17 protein-coding genes, 1 tRNA gene and 4 pseudogenes are annotated in these 19,266 nt (G+C 51.4%); 4 read left to right on the top strand and 18 right to left on the bottom strand.

The window, feature by feature from the left end; all coding sequences use genetic code 11:
* Positions 1 to 5: 5 nt before the first annotated feature.
* From EH228_RS16385 to EH228_RS16340, 10 genes are all read right to left on the bottom strand, one after another.
* The gene (locus tag EH228_RS16385) at positions 6 to 1,607 is read right to left on the bottom strand and encodes an ABC transporter substrate-binding protein (RefSeq protein ID WP_152322672.1); all 1,602 of its coding nucleotides are present in this window, start codon (positions 1,605 to 1,607) and stop codon (positions 6 to 8) included.
* Positions 1,608 to 1,638: 31 nt separating this feature from the next.
* Positions 1,639 to 2,916 (bottom strand): NAD(P)/FAD-dependent oxidoreductase, encoded by a 1,278-nt coding sequence (locus EH228_RS16380; protein WP_152322671.1) that lies wholly within the window; start codon positions 2,914 to 2,916, stop codon positions 1,639 to 1,641.
* Positions 2,917 to 2,936: 20 nt separating this feature from the next.
* Positions 2,937 to 3,605, bottom strand: coding sequence for a haloacid dehalogenase type II (locus EH228_RS16375; protein WP_152322670.1), 669 nt, complete (start codon positions 3,603 to 3,605; stop codon positions 2,937 to 2,939).
* A gap of 36 nt (positions 3,606 to 3,641) precedes the next feature.
* Positions 3,642 to 5,111, bottom strand: coding sequence for an aldehyde dehydrogenase family protein (locus EH228_RS16370; protein ID WP_152322669.1), 1,470 nt, complete (start codon positions 5,109 to 5,111; stop codon positions 3,642 to 3,644).
* A gap of 395 nt (positions 5,112 to 5,506) precedes the next feature.
* Positions 5,507 to 6,967: an NAD-dependent succinate-semialdehyde dehydrogenase gene (locus EH228_RS16365; RefSeq protein ID WP_152322668.1), complete on the bottom strand. Its 1,461-nt coding sequence runs from the start codon at positions 6,965 to 6,967 to the stop codon at positions 5,507 to 5,509.
* Between the two features lie 346 nt (positions 6,968 to 7,313).
* Positions 7,314 to 8,270, bottom strand: coding sequence for an HTH-type transcriptional regulator Cbl (gene cbl / locus EH228_RS16360; protein WP_152322667.1), 957 nt, complete (start codon positions 8,268 to 8,270; stop codon positions 7,314 to 7,316).
* 140 nt (positions 8,271 to 8,410) lie between these two features.
* Positions 8,411 to 9,328 carry a nitrogen assimilation transcriptional regulator NAC gene (gene nac / locus EH228_RS16355; RefSeq protein WP_152322666.1) on the bottom strand — a complete coding sequence of 306 codons (918 nt, stop codon included), beginning with the start codon at positions 9,326 to 9,328 and terminating at the stop codon, positions 8,411 to 8,413.
* Between the two features lie 393 nt (positions 9,329 to 9,721).
* Entirely contained in the window at positions 9,722 to 10,753 is a 1,032-nt protein-coding gene (locus EH228_RS16350; protein WP_152322665.1) for an ABC transporter permease, read from the bottom strand.
* Positions 10,750 to 12,255: a sugar ABC transporter ATP-binding protein gene (locus tag EH228_RS16345; protein WP_152322664.1), complete on the bottom strand. Its 1,506-nt coding sequence runs from the start codon at positions 12,253 to 12,255 to the stop codon at positions 10,750 to 10,752. The genes EH228_RS16350 and EH228_RS16345 overlap by 4 nt, the downstream gene beginning before the upstream one ends.
* Before the next feature lie 22 nt (positions 12,256 to 12,277).
* A complete protein-coding gene (locus EH228_RS16340; RefSeq protein ID WP_152322663.1) occupies positions 12,278 to 13,201 on the bottom strand; it encodes a sugar ABC transporter substrate-binding protein in 924 nt (307 codons plus the stop codon).
* Between the two features lie 508 nt (positions 13,202 to 13,709).
* Here EH228_RS16340 and EH228_RS16335 point away from each other — a divergent pair.
* The 3 genes and pseudogenes from EH228_RS16335 to EH228_RS16325 all read left to right on the top strand — a co-directional run bounded on the left by EH228_RS16335 (position 13,710) and on the right by EH228_RS16325 (position 15,343).
* A tRNA-Asn gene (locus EH228_RS16335) sits at positions 13,710 to 13,785 on the top strand.
* Between the two features lie 209 nt (positions 13,786 to 13,994).
* Positions 13,995 to 14,456, top strand: a pseudogene (locus EH228_RS16330) (IS3 family transposase); the annotation flags it as partial.
* A 155-nt stretch (positions 14,457 to 14,611) separates the two neighbouring features.
* On the top strand, positions 14,612 to 15,343 hold the full coding sequence (locus EH228_RS16325; protein WP_152322662.1) for a helix-turn-helix transcriptional regulator: 732 nt from the start codon (positions 14,612 to 14,614) through the stop codon (positions 15,341 to 15,343).
* 231 nt (positions 15,344 to 15,574) lie between these two features.
* On the opposite strand, the pseudogene EH228_RS20585 reads toward EH228_RS16325, so the two are convergent.
* The 6 genes and pseudogenes from EH228_RS20585 to EH228_RS16295 all read right to left on the bottom strand — a co-directional run.
* A pseudogene (locus EH228_RS20585) lies at positions 15,575 to 15,724 on the bottom strand (transposase); the annotation flags it as partial.
* 24 nt (positions 15,725 to 15,748) lie between these two features.
* Complete coding sequence (locus EH228_RS20880; RefSeq protein WP_152322660.1) at positions 15,749 to 16,030, bottom strand: beta-ketoacyl synthase N-terminal-like domain-containing protein; 282 nt, start codon at positions 16,028 to 16,030, stop codon at positions 15,749 to 15,751.
* A gap of 66 nt (positions 16,031 to 16,096) precedes the next feature.
* Positions 16,097 to 16,594 (bottom strand): EVE domain-containing protein, encoded by a 498-nt coding sequence (locus EH228_RS16310; protein WP_152322659.1) that lies wholly within the window; start codon positions 16,592 to 16,594, stop codon positions 16,097 to 16,099.
* A 58-nt stretch (positions 16,595 to 16,652) separates the two neighbouring features.
* Positions 16,653 to 17,090, bottom strand: a complete 438-nt coding sequence (locus EH228_RS16305) for an SRPBCC family protein (RefSeq protein ID WP_152322658.1) — start codon at positions 17,088 to 17,090, stop codon at positions 16,653 to 16,655.
* Positions 17,074 to 17,307 (bottom strand): hypothetical protein, encoded by a 234-nt coding sequence (locus EH228_RS16300; protein WP_152322657.1) that lies wholly within the window; start codon positions 17,305 to 17,307, stop codon positions 17,074 to 17,076. The genes EH228_RS16305 and EH228_RS16300 overlap by 17 nt, the downstream gene beginning before the upstream one ends.
* Before the next feature lie 486 nt (positions 17,308 to 17,793).
* Positions 17,794 to 17,901 (bottom strand): annotated as a pseudogene (locus EH228_RS16295) (transposase); the annotation flags it as partial.
* Positions 17,902 to 17,957: 56 nt separating this feature from the next.
* Between EH228_RS16295 and EH228_RS16290 the strand changes: the two are divergent.
* Positions 17,958 to 18,299, top strand: a pseudogene (locus EH228_RS16290) (SDR family NAD(P)-dependent oxidoreductase); the annotation flags it as partial.
* Here EH228_RS16290 and EH228_RS16285 read toward each other — a convergent pair.
* On the bottom strand, positions 18,265 to 18,513 hold the full coding sequence (locus EH228_RS16285) for a hypothetical protein (protein WP_193323365.1): 249 nt from the start codon (positions 18,511 to 18,513) through the stop codon (positions 18,265 to 18,267). The pseudogene EH228_RS16290 and the gene EH228_RS16285 overlap by 35 nt on opposite strands.
* Positions 18,498 to 19,265, bottom strand: a complete 768-nt coding sequence (gene fecE, locus EH228_RS16280) for a Fe(3+) dicitrate ABC transporter ATP-binding protein FecE (protein ID WP_152322713.1) — start codon at positions 19,263 to 19,265, stop codon at positions 18,498 to 18,500. Before fecE ends, EH228_RS16285 begins: the two co-directional genes overlap by 16 nt.
* Position 19,266 lies beyond the last annotated feature (1 nt).

Below are 19,266 nucleotides of genomic sequence, written 5' to 3'. Positions count from 1 at the left end.
CTTAATCAGGAAGCCAGCCAGGCAAACTCATGAAAACGGTAACCCATCATCATGCCTGACGGCCAGGCTTCCACCCCTTTGACTTTATTGCTGTAACCGTCCAGTGAGCTGATGAATGTCGGGATAATGGTGCCGCAGTGGTCATAAATTAATTGCTGTATATCACCATACATCTGCTTGCGTTTGGCTTGATCGCCCTCACCCCGCGCCGCGATGACCAGTTGATCGAACTGTGGATTTTTCCAGCCTGATTCATTGTTTGGCGCATCGGAGAGATAAAACTGAGACAACAACAGATCGAGCGTTGGACGTGGATTGATCGAACCGTAACCAACCGGATCTTTGGTCCAGTGCGTTGACCAGTAGCCGTCATACGGTACGCGGCGAACCTGAAAATTCATCCCGGCAGAACGGCCAAGCTGCTGGAGGAGCTGCCCTCCTTCCACCGCGCCTTCAATATTCTGGGTGGTGATAATTTCCACACTCGCCCCCGTCATGCCCGCTTTTTTAAAATGATATTTGGCTTTTTCTACATCCAGCGGACGCTGCGGAATTTCCTTGTTGTACAGCGGATGCCACGGTGGCACCGGCGTATCGTTGGCCACCTGACCGAAGCCCTGCATCACCGTTTTCACCATGATTTCACGCGGTTGCAGGTATTTCATCCCCAGCACGAAATCTTCATTGCTGCCTGGTTTCATGTCGGTGCGGACAATCAGGTTGGTGTACATGCCGGACTTGCTCTCCAGCACGCCAAACTGACCGGACTGGCGCAAGCGCTTGACATCGCTGGGCGTCAGCGTCGCCACTATATGCAGGTCGCCAGACATCAGCGCATTGACGCGCGCAGCCTGATCGGTGACTCCCAACAGCTCGACTTGATCCAGATGCGGCAGGCCGGATTTCCAGTAATGCGGATTTTTGATGCCGACAGTGCTGACGCCAGGGGTAAAGCTCTGGCAGATATACGGCCCGGTGCCATTCGCCTTACTGAAATCTTTGGTTCCTTCCTGCAGGATCAGAAACGGGCTGGTGGCCAGAACAACCGGCAGATCGAAATTTGCCTGCGTCAGCACCAGTTTTACTTCTGTCGGACTCACGGCGGTGATGCGACTAAACTGCCTGGCCTGTGAGATAGCGGTGGAAGCCACCGCCGGATCTTTATGGCGACTCAACGACCAGACCACATCCTGCGCCGTCAGGGTTTTACCATCGTGGAAAGTAACGCCGGGACGTAGCTTGATAAGCCAGCTAATGCCATCGCTGCTTTCGATCGATTCCGCCAGCGCAGGTTGTGCCGTCAGGTTTTTATCCAGTTCAGTCAGGCCGCTGTAGAACATGAACTGGCGGGTATAGTCGCTGCTGTTATTCCCTTTGGCCGGGTCAAGCGTGTCGGTGGCGGAAGCGTTGGCCATCGCCGCGCGCAGCTTACCGCCTTTAACCGGTGTTTCAGCGGCAAAGCTGAAAGCGGGGGAAATCAGACCGGTGCTGATCATCGCGCCCGCCGACAGCAGCTTCATCATGCCGCGCCGGGAAATAGCCACCTCGTTGATAGCCTGGGTTAAAGATGGGGTAACACGGTTAAATTCTTTGCGAAATTTACTCATCTGCACACCCTCAAAGTCGCACGTTAATTACTCAGGAGAGCCGATCCTTAGCCTTGTAATACAACCCGGCAATCGGCAAAAACCACGGTTTGCCAAAATAGCCAGGAACCGCAGGCCAGCTTGCGCGCTGCCAGGGATTTTCATTGCTTTTCTCGGCCAGCAGATTAGCCATCACCCGTCCCATCCAGACCGACATCTGGGTACCGTGGCCGCTGTAACCCAGCGAGTAGAAAACACCGTCATGTTCTCCGGCGTGCGGCAGGCGATCGGCCGTCATGTCCACCAGTCCGCCCCAGCAATAGTCGATTTTTGCGGTAGCCAGCGTCGGGAACATTTTGCTCAACCCGGCTTGCAGTATTTTTCCGCTGCGTGCGTCGGAGGTCGGATTGCTGACGGCAAAGCGGGCGCGACCACCGAACACCAGCCGATGATCAGCGGTAGTACGAAAGTAATTGCCGATATTCAGGGAGGTGACGCAGGTGCGGTTGTTGGGTATCAACGTCTTGAGTTGCGCTTCCGGCAACGGTTCAGTCACCACGATAAAACTGCCAATCGGGATGATACGCCGCTGGAACCAGTCAAACGGGCCGATATTGGAGCAACCGGTCGCCATCAGCACTTTTTCGGCCAGAATTTCGCCTTTGCCCGTCCCCACGCGATGCTGATAGCCCTTTATCCGCGTCAGGCTGGTGACTGGCGTGTGCTCAAAGATCTTCGCGCCACTGCGGGCCGCCGCCTGCGCCAGGCCAATGCCGAATTTACCCATGTGCATCTGGCCGCCACGCCGTTGGATCAAGCCACCGTGAAAAGCGGCGGAATCCACCTCACGGCGTATCTCATCCGCCCCGAGTAGCTCCACATCACGGTCGACATGGTTGCGCAGTGCCTCCCAGGTCGTCCGTAGTCCGGCAAAGTGCGACGGTTTACTGGCTAGTTTAATTTTGCCGCAACGCAAAAAATCACAGTCGATCTGCTCATCAATAACCAGGCTTTGCACATAGTCCACCGCGTCCGCAAAGGCACGATAGTAACGACAAGCCTGTTCCCGTCCCTGGCTGGCGATCAACGCGGCGAAATTCTGCGCCACCCCAGTATTACAATGCCCACCGTTACGGGCCGAGGCCTGGCTCATCACGCCTGCCGCCTCCAATACCACCACGTTCAGCCCGCTACGAGCCAATGTTAAAGCCGCCGAGATGCCGGTAAACCCACCGCCGATCACCACCACATCCGCGCTGGAGGGCAGATCGCCCTGCGCGGCATGGCTAAACGCTGGCGCCGTGGCCTGCCAGAAAGATTCCAGTTTCATCGCCCTGCTCCTGTGCCGGATTACAGACCTACTACCGCCGGAAGGCCGCCAATGTCTTTCACTTCGGTATAGCCGTAGTAATCCAGACCCGGGCCATGACCGCGATTGACGAAAACTTTGTGCTTGATACCAAGATCGTGCGCAGTCATCAGGTCATAGCGCAAACTGCTGGAGACATGCAGGATCTCTTCCGGCCCGCAGTCGAGCTTGCTGAGCATGACTTCAAAGCCCTTCATTTGCGGCTTGTAAGCGCCGACTTCTTCCGCGGTGATTGTCATATAAATCGGCGCGCCCAGCCGTGGCACATGATGTTTGATCAGCGCGTCAGTCGAGTTAGTCAGCAGCACCAGTGGGAAGGCTTTCGCCACAGTTGCCAGCCCGGCGGGGACATCCGGATGCGGCCCCCAGGTGGCGCAGGCAGCCATAATGGCCGCACAGTCCTGCTCGGTACATTCCACCCGCCATTTGTTGCAGGTACGGTACAGCGCATCCCCCACCACCTGCGGATAAAGTTTGAAAGCGCCCAACACTTCATCCATGCGGTAGCGAGAGAAATCTTCGGTAAACGCCGCCATCTGCTGCGGACTGATGCGATCAGCGAACTGGCTGGCTGCAGCGCCCGCCATATCGAAGTTGATCAGGGTGCCGTAACAGTCGAAGGTAATGTACTTCGGTTTAAACACAGCCATAACGCATCCTCTTCAAATTCAGTCGTGGGTGAAGGGTCAAAAATCGATCAGCACGCTTTTGTAGCGTCGACAGGCTTCAAAAGCCTGTCGGCCTAAATCTTTGCCAATGCCGGAACCATGAAAGCCGCCGGTAGGAATAATAAAGTCGCCCGAGCGGCCATAACGGTTGATCCACACCGTTCCTGCGGCAATTCCCCGCATGGCGCGTAATGCCCGGTCAAGATTTTTGGTATGTACTCCGGCGCACAGGCCGTAGGTAGGATGGCTGGCCAACGCCAGGCCCTGTTCTTCTTCATCGAAGATTTGTATGGTCAGTACCGGGCCAAAAATCTCCTCCTGTAGCGCCGGACTGTCTGGCGAGACGTTCGCAATCAACGTCGGCTGCCAGAAATAACCGTCGCCGGTATCGGCAAAACGTTGGCCCCCGACCAGGATTTCCCCGCCCTGCAAGCTGGCGGCATCCACTATCTGTTGAATTTTTTCTGCCTGACGGCGATCAATCACTGGCGCGTAGCGGCTGTTTTCATCCCAGGTCAGGCCTGGCCGAAAATCCTGACACCGCGTAATCAGTTGGCTGATCAGCGCATCAGCGATACCACGCTGCACAATCAGTCGCGTTCCAGCAACACAAGCCTGCCCGCCATTCGCGGTAAAACCGCGCAGGATACGTTCGGCCACGTCCGTCACCTCGCCCGCATCATCAAACACCAGCTGCGGGCTTTTGCCCCCCAGTTCCAGCGTGACCGGTTTCATACCATGGTAAGCGGCATCACTCATGATGCGCGCGCCAGTCAGCGTCGAGCCGGTAAAAGAGACTTTGCGTACCAACGGATGCGCCACCAGCGCACTGCCGCTGACCGCCCCGCTCCCTTGCACAATATTGAGGATGCCCGCGGGAAGCCCGGCTTCCACCGCCAGTTCCGCCAGGCGGATCGTGGAATAAGGCGTGAGTTCAGAAGGTTTCAGCACCACCGCATTACCGGCCGCCAGCGCCGGGCCGCATTTCCAGGAAGCCATCGATAACGGGAAATTCCACGGAGTAATAGCGCCGATCACGCCATACGGTTCCGGCACTAACATGCCGAGGCTGGCATCACGGGTGGGAAAGACATCACCGCTATATTTGTCAGCACATTCAGCGTAAAAACGGATTGCCGCGGCGGTAAACGGAATTTCATGGTGAACCACGTCAAAAATCGGTCGGGTGGATCCCAGCGCCTCCAGCAACGGAAGCTGACTGTCCGCTTCAATCAAGGTGGCCCAGCGCTGTAACACGGCGCCGCGCTGACGGGGAGAACAACTGGCCCAGCCACTGTCTTTTAGCGCGCGGTCAGCGACACATACCGCGTCATCCACCACCCCGGCGCTGGCTTCTGTCAGCTCACCCGCTACCCGCCCATCAGAGGGGCGTTTGACGGCAAAGCGGTTACCAGGACACTGGCGCCGTTGTCCGGCAATATAGTGTCCATCCGGCAGTGATACTTTATCTGGATCGAAACTTAACATGGTTAAAGCCTTATATTGATCACACCCGGAAAATTAAGTCACCCGATCATCTATTTAGCCTGCTAAGTCATCATTCCCGGCCATTTTTCCTGGAGAATGATTTCGCTGTTATTCATTTAATGCAGAAAACATGCCAGTCAGTGAAAAAATAAAAATGCGTAAAAACGGCGTGAAAAAAATTTTATGCCGTAATCAGCGACTAAATTTCACGGATAAGCCGAATGCATAAGCCAATGATTTACAACATTTAAAAATTGCACCACGGCAGGGCGAATAGTTATTTTTTTGCACCATCCACACCGACAGCGGGTTATTCCATCGGGGGGATAAAATAAAAAAACGCCTGATGCACTTAATGCAAACAGGCGTTTTAAGATGACGTTATGGCTTTATTTTTAGTTCAGACTACCGAAATGAAACGTCTTAATCTCAAGATATTCTTCTATACCTAAATGCGATCCCTCACGGCCTAAACCCGACATCTTAATACCACCGAAAGGTGCCACATCCAGTGAAATGGCGCCGGTATTATAACCCACCATACCAAACTCCAACGCCTCGCCAACTCGCCATGCCCGCCGGAGATCTTCAGTGAAGAAGTAGGCTCCCAGGCCATACGGCGTGTCATTGGCCAGTGCTATCGCCTCTTCTTCCGTATCAAAAATAAACAACGGCGCCACTGGACCGAAGGTTTCTTCATGAGCGATGCGCATGGCCGACGTCACATTGCCCAGCACCGTCGGGAGGACAAACGTTCCCTCCCCATGGTGACGGCCACCGGTCAGAACCCTCGCGCCATGACTGACCGCATCATCAATATGCGCATTCACCTTATTCACCGCCGCCGCATTGATCAACGGGCCAATAGTGCTGCCCGGTGTAAAACCATCCCCCACCTTGAGCTGCGCGACGGCAGCCAGCAGTTTTTCAACAAAGCGAGGATAGATGCCGCGCTGCACGAGGATACGGTTGGCACAGACGCAGGTCTGTCCGGCATTACGAAATTTACTGACCATCACCCCATTAAGCGCGATATCCAGGCTGGCATCGTCAAAAATGATCAGTGGCGCGTTGCCGCCCAATTCCAGACTGAGACGTTTGATGCTGTCCGCGCTCTGTTTCATCAGCAACTGGCCGACACGGGTGGAACCGGTGAAAGAAATTTTCCGCACCGTACGACTGCTGGTCAGCGCTTCACCGATACCCTGCGGCAATCCGGTCAGAATTTGCAGCACTCCCGGAGGGAACCCCGCCCGCTCCGCCAGCACCATCAACGCCAGCGCGGAGAATGGCGTCAACTCGGAAGGTTTTACAATGATTGGGCAACCGGCGGCCAACGCTGGCGCGACTTTGCGGGTGATCATCGCGATGGGGAAGTTCCATGGCGTGATGGCCGCCGCGACGCCGACAGGCTGTTTCATCACCAGAATACGGCGATCATGGCTCGGTGCCGGAAGCATTTCGCCATGAATACGCCGGGCTTCTTCGGCAAACCATTTTACGAAGCTGGCGCCATAGAGCACTTCGCCTTTGGCTTCAGCCAGAGGTTTGCCTTGCTCTGCGGTCATAATAATGGCGAGGTCATCGGCGTTATCGAGGATCAACTGGTGCCATTTTTCGAGCAACTGAGCGCGTTCAATATTCGGCGTTTTACCCCAGCTCTGCCGGACAGCGTCCGCACAGGCGATCGCCTGATGGGTTTCTTGCGCGCCCAGGGCAGGGATCGTCGCCAGAACTTCACCGCTGGCTGGGTTGATGACCGGGAGGGTTTCGCCGTTAGCGGCCGCCTGCCAACTACCATTAAAACAGGCCTGTTGCCTAAACAGTTGCGGGTCATTTAAGCGTTGGGTGAGCATAGTGTCTCCTTGTAGGGGTTATTTTCACTGTAACCTGAGCGCGGCAATCAATGCTGCCGTTATGCCGGGTGGCAGAGAAACCGCCACCCGTGTTTTGCGCATTCAAACGAAATTTTATGCTGTAAGGATGTCCGCAGGATCCTCGCGCAATAGCAGGATCAGCACTTAACCACCACCGCCGTGCAAACAGTCGGCGCCAAAAGCGGGGATGGTTTTTCAATTGCGCGGGTCAATGAAAGCAGAGTGGTGATTCGGTAAAAACAGCCAGCCTTGCCCCTGTATCACCCCACCTGGTCAATGGATGTTACTGGCTGGCTAACACAAGGACGCCATTAAGTCGCCAACATCAGATTTGAAAATCGATCACCGGTTCTTCGATTGCCATCGACAATGCCTGACGTTTGATCTCCTCCAGCGACAGATTGGCATTGCACAACTCAAGGAATTGCCAGACATAATTACGTTGCAGCTGCCCACGCTTCAGCCCCAGCCATACGGTGTTCGATTCAAACAGATGTTTGGCTTCCAGCCGGGTCAGCGTGGAGTGCTCATCCAGTTGGCAGGCCTGATCGGCCAGCACGCCGACCCCCAAACCCAACTCTACATAGGTCTTGACCACATCACTGTCTTGCGCGCTCAGTACGATATCCGGTGTCAGATCCGCGGCGTGAAATGCCCGATCCACCCGCGACCGCCCGGTAATGCCCTGGCGGTAGGTTATCAGCGGATAACGACTTAATGCCGCCAGCGAAACCGGCTGCTCCTGTTCCAGTTCGTGCCCTTTCGGCACCAACAGGGCATGATGCCAGTTGAACCACGGAAATGCCGCCAGCGACGGATTGTTCACCACCTGCTCACTGGCAATCCCGATATCCGCTTCTCCGGTCACCAGCATCGAAACAATCTCCTGCGGCGAGCCCTGATTCAGCTCCAGACGCACATGCGGATAAAGCACACGGAATGCTTTGATAACTTTCGGTAAACTGTAGCGCGCCTGGGTATGCGTGGTGGCAATGGTCAATACACCGCTGGACTCGTTAGTGAACACATCGGCCAGCCGTCGAACTTTACCGGCTTCATCCAGGATGCGTTCAGTGATCGTTAGCAACGCCTTGCCCGGTTCGGTCATTCCCAACAGGCGCTTGCCACGACGGATAAAAATCTCCACCCCGAGCTCATCTTCCAGATCGCGTATATGGCGGCTAACACCAGACTGGGAAGTAAACAGAGTATTAGCTACTTCGGTAAGATTAAAATCACAACGCGCCGCTTCCCGAATAATCTTAAGCTGTTGAAAATTCACAAGCGCTCCCCTCTTTGTTATCGATCAGTTCACATCATGTTAAGGACGCAAATTGATAGCAACAAATAATAAAAAGAGGTGTTATATGCTTTTTAGTGATAAGAAGTGAGGCGCGCTAACGCGCGCCCAACAGAAAGGGGTTAACTCACTAACATCAGTTCGCGGTCTTCCACAACAGGCTTATTCAGCAGCGACAGCAGAATATTTTTTACCGCCTGTGCTGATGGCGACAACGGTAAACGCGCGGAAACATTCAGTGATAAAGGCAGATTCAGCGTCGGGCTGTTGATGCGCGACATCCAGGCATTGGTCGAACTGACCAGCACCCGGGCGGCGGATTCTGGCAACACGGTCACGCCCATTCCGCTGGAAACAGCCGCAGTCAGCGTGGAAATGGATTCGATCTCGCCAATGATGCGGGCGCTTAGACGGCGCAACGAGAAAGCTTCATCGACCCGTTTACGCACCGCACTGTAGTCACGCGGCAGGAACAGATTCATCTGGGCGACATCCGCCAGGTCGATATTCTGGCCCGGGCTGTCAGTGGCGCCAACCAGATAAAGTTCTTCTTTCATTAGCGGTATGCTGGTAATACCCGCCGTCGGCGCACCATCGTAAAGTACTGCCATGTCAAGCTGGCCATTCATCACTTTTTCGTTTAACGAAGACCCGCTGTTTTCATGTAAATAAACCAGTATCTCGGGGAACTGCTCACGTACGGTTTGCAGCAGAGGCATGGTCAGCGATGAAGCGGCAGTCCCAGGAGCCAGCCCAATGGAAACCTGTCCGTTCAGTGACTGCCCCGCATTGATAACCGCTGTCTGTGCCTGCTCACACTGGCGCAGAATAGTACGGGCATGTGCATAGAGGATCTTACCGGCTTCGGTTGGCGTCACCCCACGCTTAGTGCGGATCAGCAACTGCTGATCCAACTCATTCTCCAGGGTTGCGACCTGCTGACTGAGCGCTGGTTGTGCAATATGCAAGACCTCTGCTGCCTGGGTCAGGCTGCCGATGTCGACGATTTTCACGAAATATTTGAGTCGTCTTAAGTTCATTTTGCCTCCGTCACGGATCCCCGAATGCCATTGTCACTGGCGGTAAGAAATAAGTTTTCACTCTGGTACGAAAAGAGAATTGCAAGCGTCGTGCCAGAATCTTCCAGATAACGTTTAACAGGCTCTGCTTATGGCTAACAGGCGGTAAAATAAGAGAATCTGATTATCCTTCAAGGAGTAATCATAATTTTTCATATTTTGCCGCTAACAAGAGGATCAATGACTGCACCGCACTGGTGCAAAAATTGCCATCAGGGTGTGCATGTAAACGCTACCAATGGCGTATTTCGCGGTGTTTCAGCTGGTATAAATAGAGGCGACCAGGTACGCTATCCGACAAAAAGGCCGGTGTTGTGCGGCACCGGCCTTGAGATCGCTTGCAGCAAGATATATTCAACGCTGCTGACGGTTACGATACATATCAATGGAAACCGCGGCGACAATAATGACCCCTTTAATAATATCCTGGATATAGGCGTCAACGCCGACAAAGGTGAAACCACTTTTAATCAGGCCAAGAATTACCGCCCCAATCAGCGTACCGGTAATCCGCCCCACGCCCCCCATCAGACTGCTGCCGCCAATCACTGCGGCGGCAATCGCATCCAGTTCATAGGAGACTCCCATACTGGACTGCCCGCTACTGACACGCGCCGCCAGAACCACGCCGGCCAGTCCTGACAGACCACCGGCGATGGTATAAACCACTACCAGATATTTATTAACATTGATCCCTGAAACCTTCGCCGAGGTCATGTTACCGCCGATAGCGTAAACATATTTGCCATAACGCGTATATTTCAGCGCTATATGGAAAATAACCGCCACCACCAGGAAAATAATCACGGGCATTGCCCCCTGGCCAATCGAGGTGAAGCCATCAGACAGGAAACTGACTGGATTACCCCGTGTGTAGTATTGCGCCAACCCACGAGCCGACACCATCATCCCTAATGTGGCAATAAAGGGAGGAATACCGGTGCGGGTTATCAACACGCCATTGACCACACCACAGATCAGGCCGACGCCAATGCCGGCGACAATCGGCACTATCGCAGGCAGATTAACCAATGAGGGAAACATCGGCGACAGGCTGTCTGAAGTCTGCGCCAGACTGGCCGCCACCACCGCCGTCAACGCAATAACCGATCCGGAGGACAAATCAATCCCCGTGGTGATTATGACCTGAGTCACTCCGACGGCAATGATGCCGATAATCGCGACCTGCAGAATAATCAGTACCAACCGGTTAGGATTCAGCAGAAAGGATTGATCGCGTACATACCAGCCGAAGACTTCAAAAATCAGCGCAATACCAACCATCACCATAAAGATACCGGTGTCTTTCGGCAGCTTACTGTTTAAATTACCGAGTAATGATGTCGACTGAACCGCGGGTTGCGTCGTCATTTTTGCGTCACTCATACCTTAACCTCACGCCCTTCGTCGGATGCCAGGGACAAAATGGTTTCTTGATCAGCCTCGTCTTTAGTGAGGATGCCAGTGATACGACCGCGGTGCATCACCATTATCCGGTCACTCATACCCAGAATTTCGGGCAATTCTGAGGAGACCATAATGATGGCGACGCCACGGTTCGCCAGTTCGCTTATCAGCCGATAGATCTCTGCCTTAGCGCCAACATCGATACCGCGTGTCGGCTCATCGAGGATCAGTACTTTCGGTTGCGCCAACAACCAACGGGCAATTAACACCTTCTGTTGGTTACCGCCGCTGAGGTTATTAATAATCTGGTCCATGGTGGGGGTTTTAATATTCAGACGGCGGATTTGCTCCATGCAATCTTTCGCCATCTGCACATGGCTGACGAACCCCGCCTTACTGCTGTACTCCGGCATGTTGACAATGCTCATGTTCTCCATCACTGACAACACCAGAAACAACCCGGATTTCTTCCGATCCTCGGTCAGGAACGCCAGTCCTTTCTCAATGGCCGTCGACGGTGCATCAATGGTGGTGGGGACGCCGTCAATCAGAATTTCACCGCCGTCGATGCGGCTCATCCCGAACAGGCTTTCCATCACCTCACTGCGACCTGCCCCAACCAGCCCGGCCACGCCAAGAATTTCGCCACGGCGGACACTAAAGCTGATGTCGTGGAATACATCCTTACGCCGCACATTACGCACGGTCAGCACATCTTCACCGATGTCATTGTTGAATTTCGGGAACAGTTGGGTCAGTTCACGCCCGACCATCTGAGCGATCAGCGACTGACGCGTGTAATGGCTGGTTTTATCGCTCCCCACCCAACTACCGTCACGAAACACACTGACTTCATCAGTAATGCTAAAGATCTCATCCATTTTGTGGCTGATATAAATGATGGCTTTCCCCTGCGTTCTGAGGTCACGGATGATGGCAAACAGATGAGAGACCTCCGTTTCAGTCAGCGTCGAGGTCGGTTCATCCATGATAACCACGTCAGCGTTCCAGGATACCGCCCTGGCAATCTCGACCATCTGCTGAGCAGCGATGCTCAGTTCACCGACCCGTTGTCCCGGCGACAGGCGAATATTGAGCTTACTCAGCAGATCGTTGGTCTGTTTGTTCAGCCTGGCATGGTCAACAAAGCCGAATTTCATCGGCTCACGCCCCAACCAGATGTTCTCGGCCACCGTCATAGACGGTACCAGGTTGAGTTCCTGATGGATCATCGAGATACCTGAACGCAGCGCGTCCATCGTATCCTGAAACTGTACCAGCTCCCCTTTAACGCGGATCGTGCCCTGATCGGGGCGATAAATCCCGATCAGGCATTTCATTAAAGTGGATTTACCCGCGCCATTTTCACCCATCAGCGCATGGACGGTTCCGGCCCTGACGCGTAACGAGACGTTACTCAGCGCCTTCACTCCCGGAAAAAACTTGCTGATGCCTTCGGCTTCAAGCGCATATGCGGCCATTCTTCACCTCCGTACATCCGGGTTATTTGTGGTTCATGTTGGTGAACTGCGCCATATTATCTTTGGTTATCAGTTGGAACGGGATATCAATCATCTTCTGCACCGGCTCCCCTTTAGCCAGCTTCACCGCCGTCTGTACGGCGCCTTTGCCCTGCCCCTGACCATCCTGGAAGACGGTAGCGACCATCTTGCCGTTTTTGATCATCGGTAACGCATCCGGTGTCCCATCGACGCCCGCCACCAGCACATGAACCTGATTTTTACCCAGTGCCTGTAGCGCGCCGATCGCCATTTCATCATTGTTGGCAGCAATTGCCTGGATATCATCTCCAGCGGTTAGCCAGTTGCTGACCACATCAACTGCATCATTACGGGTAAATTTTGCGGTTTGTTCCTGAATCACTTTCAGACCTGGGTATTTAGCCACCACCGCTTTTACCCCAGCGGTACGTTTGCGGGTGGATTCATTAGCAAGGTCACCCAGCAGAATGGCGACATGGCCTTTGTAATTCATCTCTTTCGCCAACGCCTCCATCTGTAGCCGTCCGGCCAGCACAGAATCGGACCCGACATAAGCCATTTTGTCGGGTAACTGTCCTTCTGGTTGACGATTAACAAATACCAGTGGTACGCCGGCTTTGCTGGCCTGGTCGATAATAGGTTTCACCGCGTTGGTATCAACCGGGTTGACGATGATGGCATCAACGCCCTGACCGATAAAATTCTGTACCTGCTGGAGTTGCTGCGAGACATCGCCTTTTGCATCCTCGATCTGCCCTTTGACCTGTTCTTTGTCCATTTCTGTTTGCATCGCATTGCGGACGATAGTGAGAAAATTGTCATCAAACAGCGCCATAGAGATACCGACCTGTACATCTTTCGCCAGTACTGAGACGGGCAACATACACACTAACAACGACACTAAAATCGTTTTTTTTACGTTCATGACAGAACCCTTTTTATCGTGAGTATGCGCAGGCTGGCTGGGACAACGAATGAAAAATATCTTTTACATTCACTCAACTTCACCAACGACTTGATTAAAACATCGGAGGAGTCACACTTAAGATAAAATCAGCATTACTGCTAAAAAAATTATTATTTTTTAATTAAAATCAATATTTTATATTTAAATCTCTATTTTAGATTTACCTTCTTTCCCTGGGATAAAAACAGGTAAGTTTATTTATTTCAAAATAAAGTTTTTTGAAATTTTTAATATAAAATCACCGAAACGCCTGTTTTAAAATATTCAAACAACAAAAATTTGACACACCTCTAACATCAGTCATCGATTCCCTGCAAAGTGGGATCTAACGCAAGAGATTGCCTGTTGAGCACCTGGATGGAAAATCCAGCGGATCGCTGGTTTTACCAGCAAACGCACCGAAAAATGACATTACGCCTTTGACATTAAGCAGGCTCATCGCTAACATGCGCCCCACTAAACCGATTCCTCTGTAGTTCAGTCGGTAGAACGGCGGACTGTTAATCCGTATGTCACTGGTTCGAGTCCAGTCAGAGGAGCCATATTAATGGAAGCAGACGTTCACTGACGTCTGCCTTCTGCATTTCTATCAGTTGGTTATCCCTTCTTCCACGTTCACCCTCGTTTACTAAAAACCACTCGAAGCCATACCCATTTGCTGGTCAAGCTGGTTCGATTTTCTTTTTACCAGCAATCGCTGAAAGGTGCACGTCCGGTTCGGAGAGGAGAGGCAGGGAAATAAGCCCTGCCTCTTACTCTACTACGTACAGATGAAGGCTGGTTGTACCTGGCAGTGGTCATTGACCTGTGGTCCCGTGCCGTTATCGGCTGGTCGATGTCATCACGAATGACGGCACAACGGGTCTGTGATGCCTTGCAGATGGCACACTGGCGGCGTAAACGCCCGGAAAAGGTCATTGTTCACACCGACCGGGGAAGTCAGTACTGCTCACTGGATTATCAGGCGTTACTGCAACGGTATAATCTGCATGGCAGCATGAGTGCAAAAGGGTGCTGCTATGATAATGCCTGTGTGGAAAGCTTCTTTCATTCACTGAAGGTGGAATGCATCCACGGAGAACGCTTTGCCAGCCGTGAAATGATGCGAACGACAGTATTTAATTATATCGAGTGCGATGACAATCGCTGGCGTCGTCACAGTGCGTGTGACGGTCTCAGTCCGGAACAGTTTGAAAACCAGAACCTCGCTTAGGGCTGTGTCCATTGTTCGCGGGTAAGATCAAACAGCTATTTAGATTATCCATGGCGATTCAAAACTTTGTTTACATACTGATTTTATAAGATGATTATTTATAGATATTGATTGGCTAGTTTTTTTATGGAAAGTTGTCAATAAAGAGGGATTTTATGCATACTATCTTTGCTCAATTTGAGGCATTCGCGAATGCCTCATCCAAAGATGAGGTCATGTTACAAGTTGATCAGGCAGTAAAGTCGCTGGGATTTGAGCGGTTTTTATATGCCATTTTCCCCAAGCCTGGCGTGATAAACTCAGGCATCTTTCTACACAGCACTTACCCAGAAGAGTGGCGTAAGTACTATGATAGTCAGAACTTACGCTCGAATGATCCAACAGTCACCCACTGTTTTAAATCAATGAGCCCCTTTGTTTGGCAACACCAATCATTTCAAACTATAGAGCAAAAGAGGCTCTATGAAGAAGCGTCTTCTTTCGGTTTGCGTGCTGGCGTTACTCTACCAATTCATGGCCTCTCGGGTGAGGTGGGGATGCTGACCTGTGTACGTGATGACTTGCCAGGACAGAATTTCTTGCAAGATATTAAACATAATCTGAGTAGTCTTTCCTTGCTACGTGATGTTGTCTGTGATGCCATGAGTGCTTATATCACTATGGAGGCCGTACTTGATGAAGCAGCACCACAATTAACAGTGCGTGAATTAGACTGTTTACGTTGGATGGTCGCTGGGAAAACGACGAGGGAGATTAGTCGGATCTTGAATATTAGTGAAGCCGGTGTTAATTTCCATATTTCTAATTTGCGAAATAAATTTGGGGTAAATCGCCGGAATGATGTTGTCATCAAGGCGATTCGAACAGGAATTATTACTCTACCTTAGATGATAATTCACTGTGGTTTATTCAATTATGGTTCAGGTACAGATGGAAAATATAATATTAATCTGTATCTGATCAATAATAAACTCTACTCTAAATAGCTGTTCGGAATAGTAGATCACTTTGAGGGAACTCAGCCCGGATTATGCAATCTGATCAATCGACAAACCAACCAAAATCACCCACCGGACTGAGCGATGCCGATCATCACCCCCATACCAGCGAACTGACCTGCTCCCCTCTGCTTTTGCCTGATTACGCCAGTTATACAGAGTAGCTTCGGATATTCCTTCCATCTGTGCAACCGCCGCGACAGTCATGTTGTAAGGCGGCAGCAGTTTTGCCAAAACAGAGGCTTGTCGTTCAGGGGAAATACGTTTCATTTGTCACTCCGTCGCCCTCAGGTTTTATTTTAAGAGAGGGTGACAACTATCCTGACACTGAGGGCATGTTGGCCGCCGCCAGCGCAAATTGCAGGTAACGGCTACCACTCTGAATTTGTCGCTCAGAAACGGTGAGAAATCATCTACCTGGCCAATAGAAGCACTCTTAAAACCAAAACGTTTTCCCCATTCATAAGATTTGATTCCAGAAATCCCTTGAAGAGGGTTGCTCCAAAATTTTTCAATACCGGTCCCATTAGGTGCTATAACCCCAAGGCCCGTAATGACGACTTTTTTTGTCTGCATAGTGCGTCCAATATTAATGTTTTATAGAGAAAATAACTCAGTAGCGTTCATCACCAAATAACGCTGTCATTCGCTTTGTTCGGTAAATAAATCCAGATTTTGGCCCACTGACATAGAATGAACCGGCGTAAGAACAGTTTGTGCACTATTTGGCAACATAGTTGTAGCTAGCAACAAAAAATCGTCGGGCGTAATTTCAAAGTGACCAAAGCGGAATTTATATCCCCAGTTACTGTTCCCTGCGGTGAAGCTAAGTTGATCAAGTAAAGGGTGGATAGGAGCATCAACACAAGGCTGATAAGCAACATCACGTCGGTAGGGCACAAATGAGGGGGACATCTGAAATTGGTAGGTTTCCTCTCCAACAACAGTAGCAATAGCGGTAAAGCTCTGGCACTTCTCTTTCCCCTTAAATTGCAGAACGGGAGAATAAAAAACGATGCCATCCCCCACTGCCATTCTGGCCAATGGCGCGCGCTTTCCGTGGCATACCTGACAGAAACCGCCCTGTTCACCGAATTTAATATGTTCTCGGGAGACAACGCCACACCAATATTTTGTCATCGTAACTCTCCTCTTTGAGATTAATCGGCCCGATTTTTTAACCAAGCCGATTACTTATTTACTTCTCAGTTGCCAGGGAAATAATATTGTTTACCGACTCAGGCAAACCACCCTGCATATGCGGCCAAATCTCTTTACCAAAGAAGCCAGACGCGTCCGGCGCAATCTCCGCATGAACCTCATGTGTGACAGTGATTTTCTGCCCAAGTTGTTCAATACGATGAATATTACGCAGCACTCCAAAAGGTAGTACGGCCTCATCGGAGAACTCTTTACCCGGCGTTACTGTTTTTAATGTCACAGGAATAGGTTCACCACCTTGCGGGGTCAGAGAAAACGTGTTTCCTGCTGAGAACTGGGTGAGAAGTTCTGAATGTTTGATACCTGCATCCCATTTTTTCCAATTATTAATGTCGGCCCAAAGAGCCCAAACATCTTCTACTGAAGCGTGAGTTGTTGCTTGATACGAGGCGACAAATTTAACATTCTGAGACATAGTCTATTTCCTTTACATCATTAACTTCAAATAAAGAGGAGACATCATTTTTATCTCCCAACCAATATGAACGCTCGCGCGCGCCAACTTCCACCATAACCCCATTCAGTGACCAGTTTTTCTTATTTAGAGAATCTGTGTCTCCCCAAAATGCAGGGTTAAAGAATTCCAGAATGACGTTTGCATGCCAGATCAAACCCAGCTTGGTAAGCTGCATACAATCATCTGTTAACTCAACCAATCTTTTACGTTCTAATCGTCTAACCTCTTCAGAAAAATCGTCAAGGAAGTCCGTACCAAATTTTGATCTTGACCCACCATCTCCAGACAGCTTTTGTATCTATGGTTCACTTATTGCCAGACCAACAAATCAATGATGCCATTAAAACAGAACCAGGCCTAAGGAGAAACTAGCAAAGTTGATAGGTAACCGATAGGCTGTATCTAACAATAAGGATGTTCATCCTTTACATGTCAATTTTAACTCGGATTTGCCTGGCTTTTCATACTCACCAACGAGAGCCGGCATTTAAAGCAAACATTAAATTACAATAACTTATTGAAAATAAGTTCCTGGATTTTATTCTATCTCATCTATATTGGCCTGGAACCATTGCATTATTTATCTACAGCGATAGAGGTTTTATAAGCGCATTAAAATGTAATTTGACCTGATACCCCCGGTAATCCCCCCATTTTTAGCGGAGGTAATAATGCCATGCTCGCGGCACAGCCCGGTCACCGGTGTTCCGGCCTCGGCTTGCTTCAGGATGGACATGATCTGGCTGTCAGTAAAACGTGATTTTTTCATAGAGCTCTCCCCGGTTCAGATTACGAGAAAATTCTACTTATAAACACACCGGTTTTTCGGGGGGGATTACCGCGTCAACATCTGCCCTGGAAGGCGCAGCAATGGCAAGTTTGTACTCGGCGACCAAAGGGGCACTGATTTCACTTGTTCGCTGCTGGACTTCAGCGCTGGGTCCGCGCAATATTCGAGTTAATGCGCTGGTACCCGGCCCTATTGATACGAATTTTCGGGATTTCATGAGTGAAAGTTTTCGTCAGGAGTTCGAAGCAGGTGTGGTAAACCGGTTATCATCAGGCCGGATGGGGACTGCCGAAGAGGCAGCTGCTGTCGGTCTATTCCTGTTATCAGATGATGCCTCTTTCGTCACCGGTAGCCAGTATTTTGTTGATGGCGGATGAATGAAACACTAATTTCTCTGGCCATCATCCCCACGCCAAGTCCCTGTCGCGAACCGACGTTCCAGGCCAGTACCTGTTTTGGTATTGCATGCAGACCAAAGCCAGTGTTGACGGGCTCTGTTTCCGACAACAAAAAGCACCAGGATTGTTGCTGTAATTGCAAACAGGCAGCCGCCTGGAAACCAGAGCAACGAAAAACTATTTCACTATGCACATCGGCCTTCCTGACACCGGATCCGGATGAATTTGCGCGGCAATATCGAAAACCTGTGCCAGCAGCGCAGGTGTCATCACCTGTTCCGGCGTACCTTGCGCAACGATTTTTCCCGCGGCCATCATCACCAGATAATCGCAATAACGGCTGGCCTGGTTAAGGTCATGCAGTACCGCGACCACCGTTTTACCCTGCTGATTCTGGCGGCGTAGCAACGCCATTAACTCAACCTGGTGGCTGATATCGAGGTAGGTTGTCGGCTCGTCAAGCAGGAGCAGCGGCGTATCCTGTGCCAGCACCATCGCCAGAAATACCCGCTGACGCTGGCCGCCGGAAAGCTCGCTGACTAATGTCTCCGCCAGACGGCCAATATTGGTTTCGTGCATCGCGCGCGCGACGGCCGTGCGGTCATCCTCCCCCAACCGGCCCCATAAACTCAGCCACGGGCTGCGGCCATATCCGACCAGTTCCCGCACGCGGATCCCTTCCGGCGCAATGTGCTGTTGTGGCAACAACGCCAGTTTGCGGGCAAGCGCACGGCTCTGTAGCCGGGAAAGATCTTCATTCCCCAGCCGCAAAACACCAGATTTGGGCGTCAACAGGCGGGAAAAGCATTTCAGCAAGGTTGATTTCCCACAGCCGTTCGGCCCGATAAGGGCGGTAATTTTACCGGGTGGCAGGGTCACTGAGAGCCCGTTCAGAATGGATTTATGACCGTAACCGGCATACAGGTTTTCTGCACTAAGTTGCATC

The organism is Erwinia endophytica, assembly GCF_009295515.1.
Classification (GTDB): Bacteria; Pseudomonadota; Gammaproteobacteria; order Enterobacterales; family Enterobacteriaceae; genus Erwinia; species Erwinia endophytica.
This window is presented reverse-complemented; position numbering and strand designations above follow the sequence as displayed.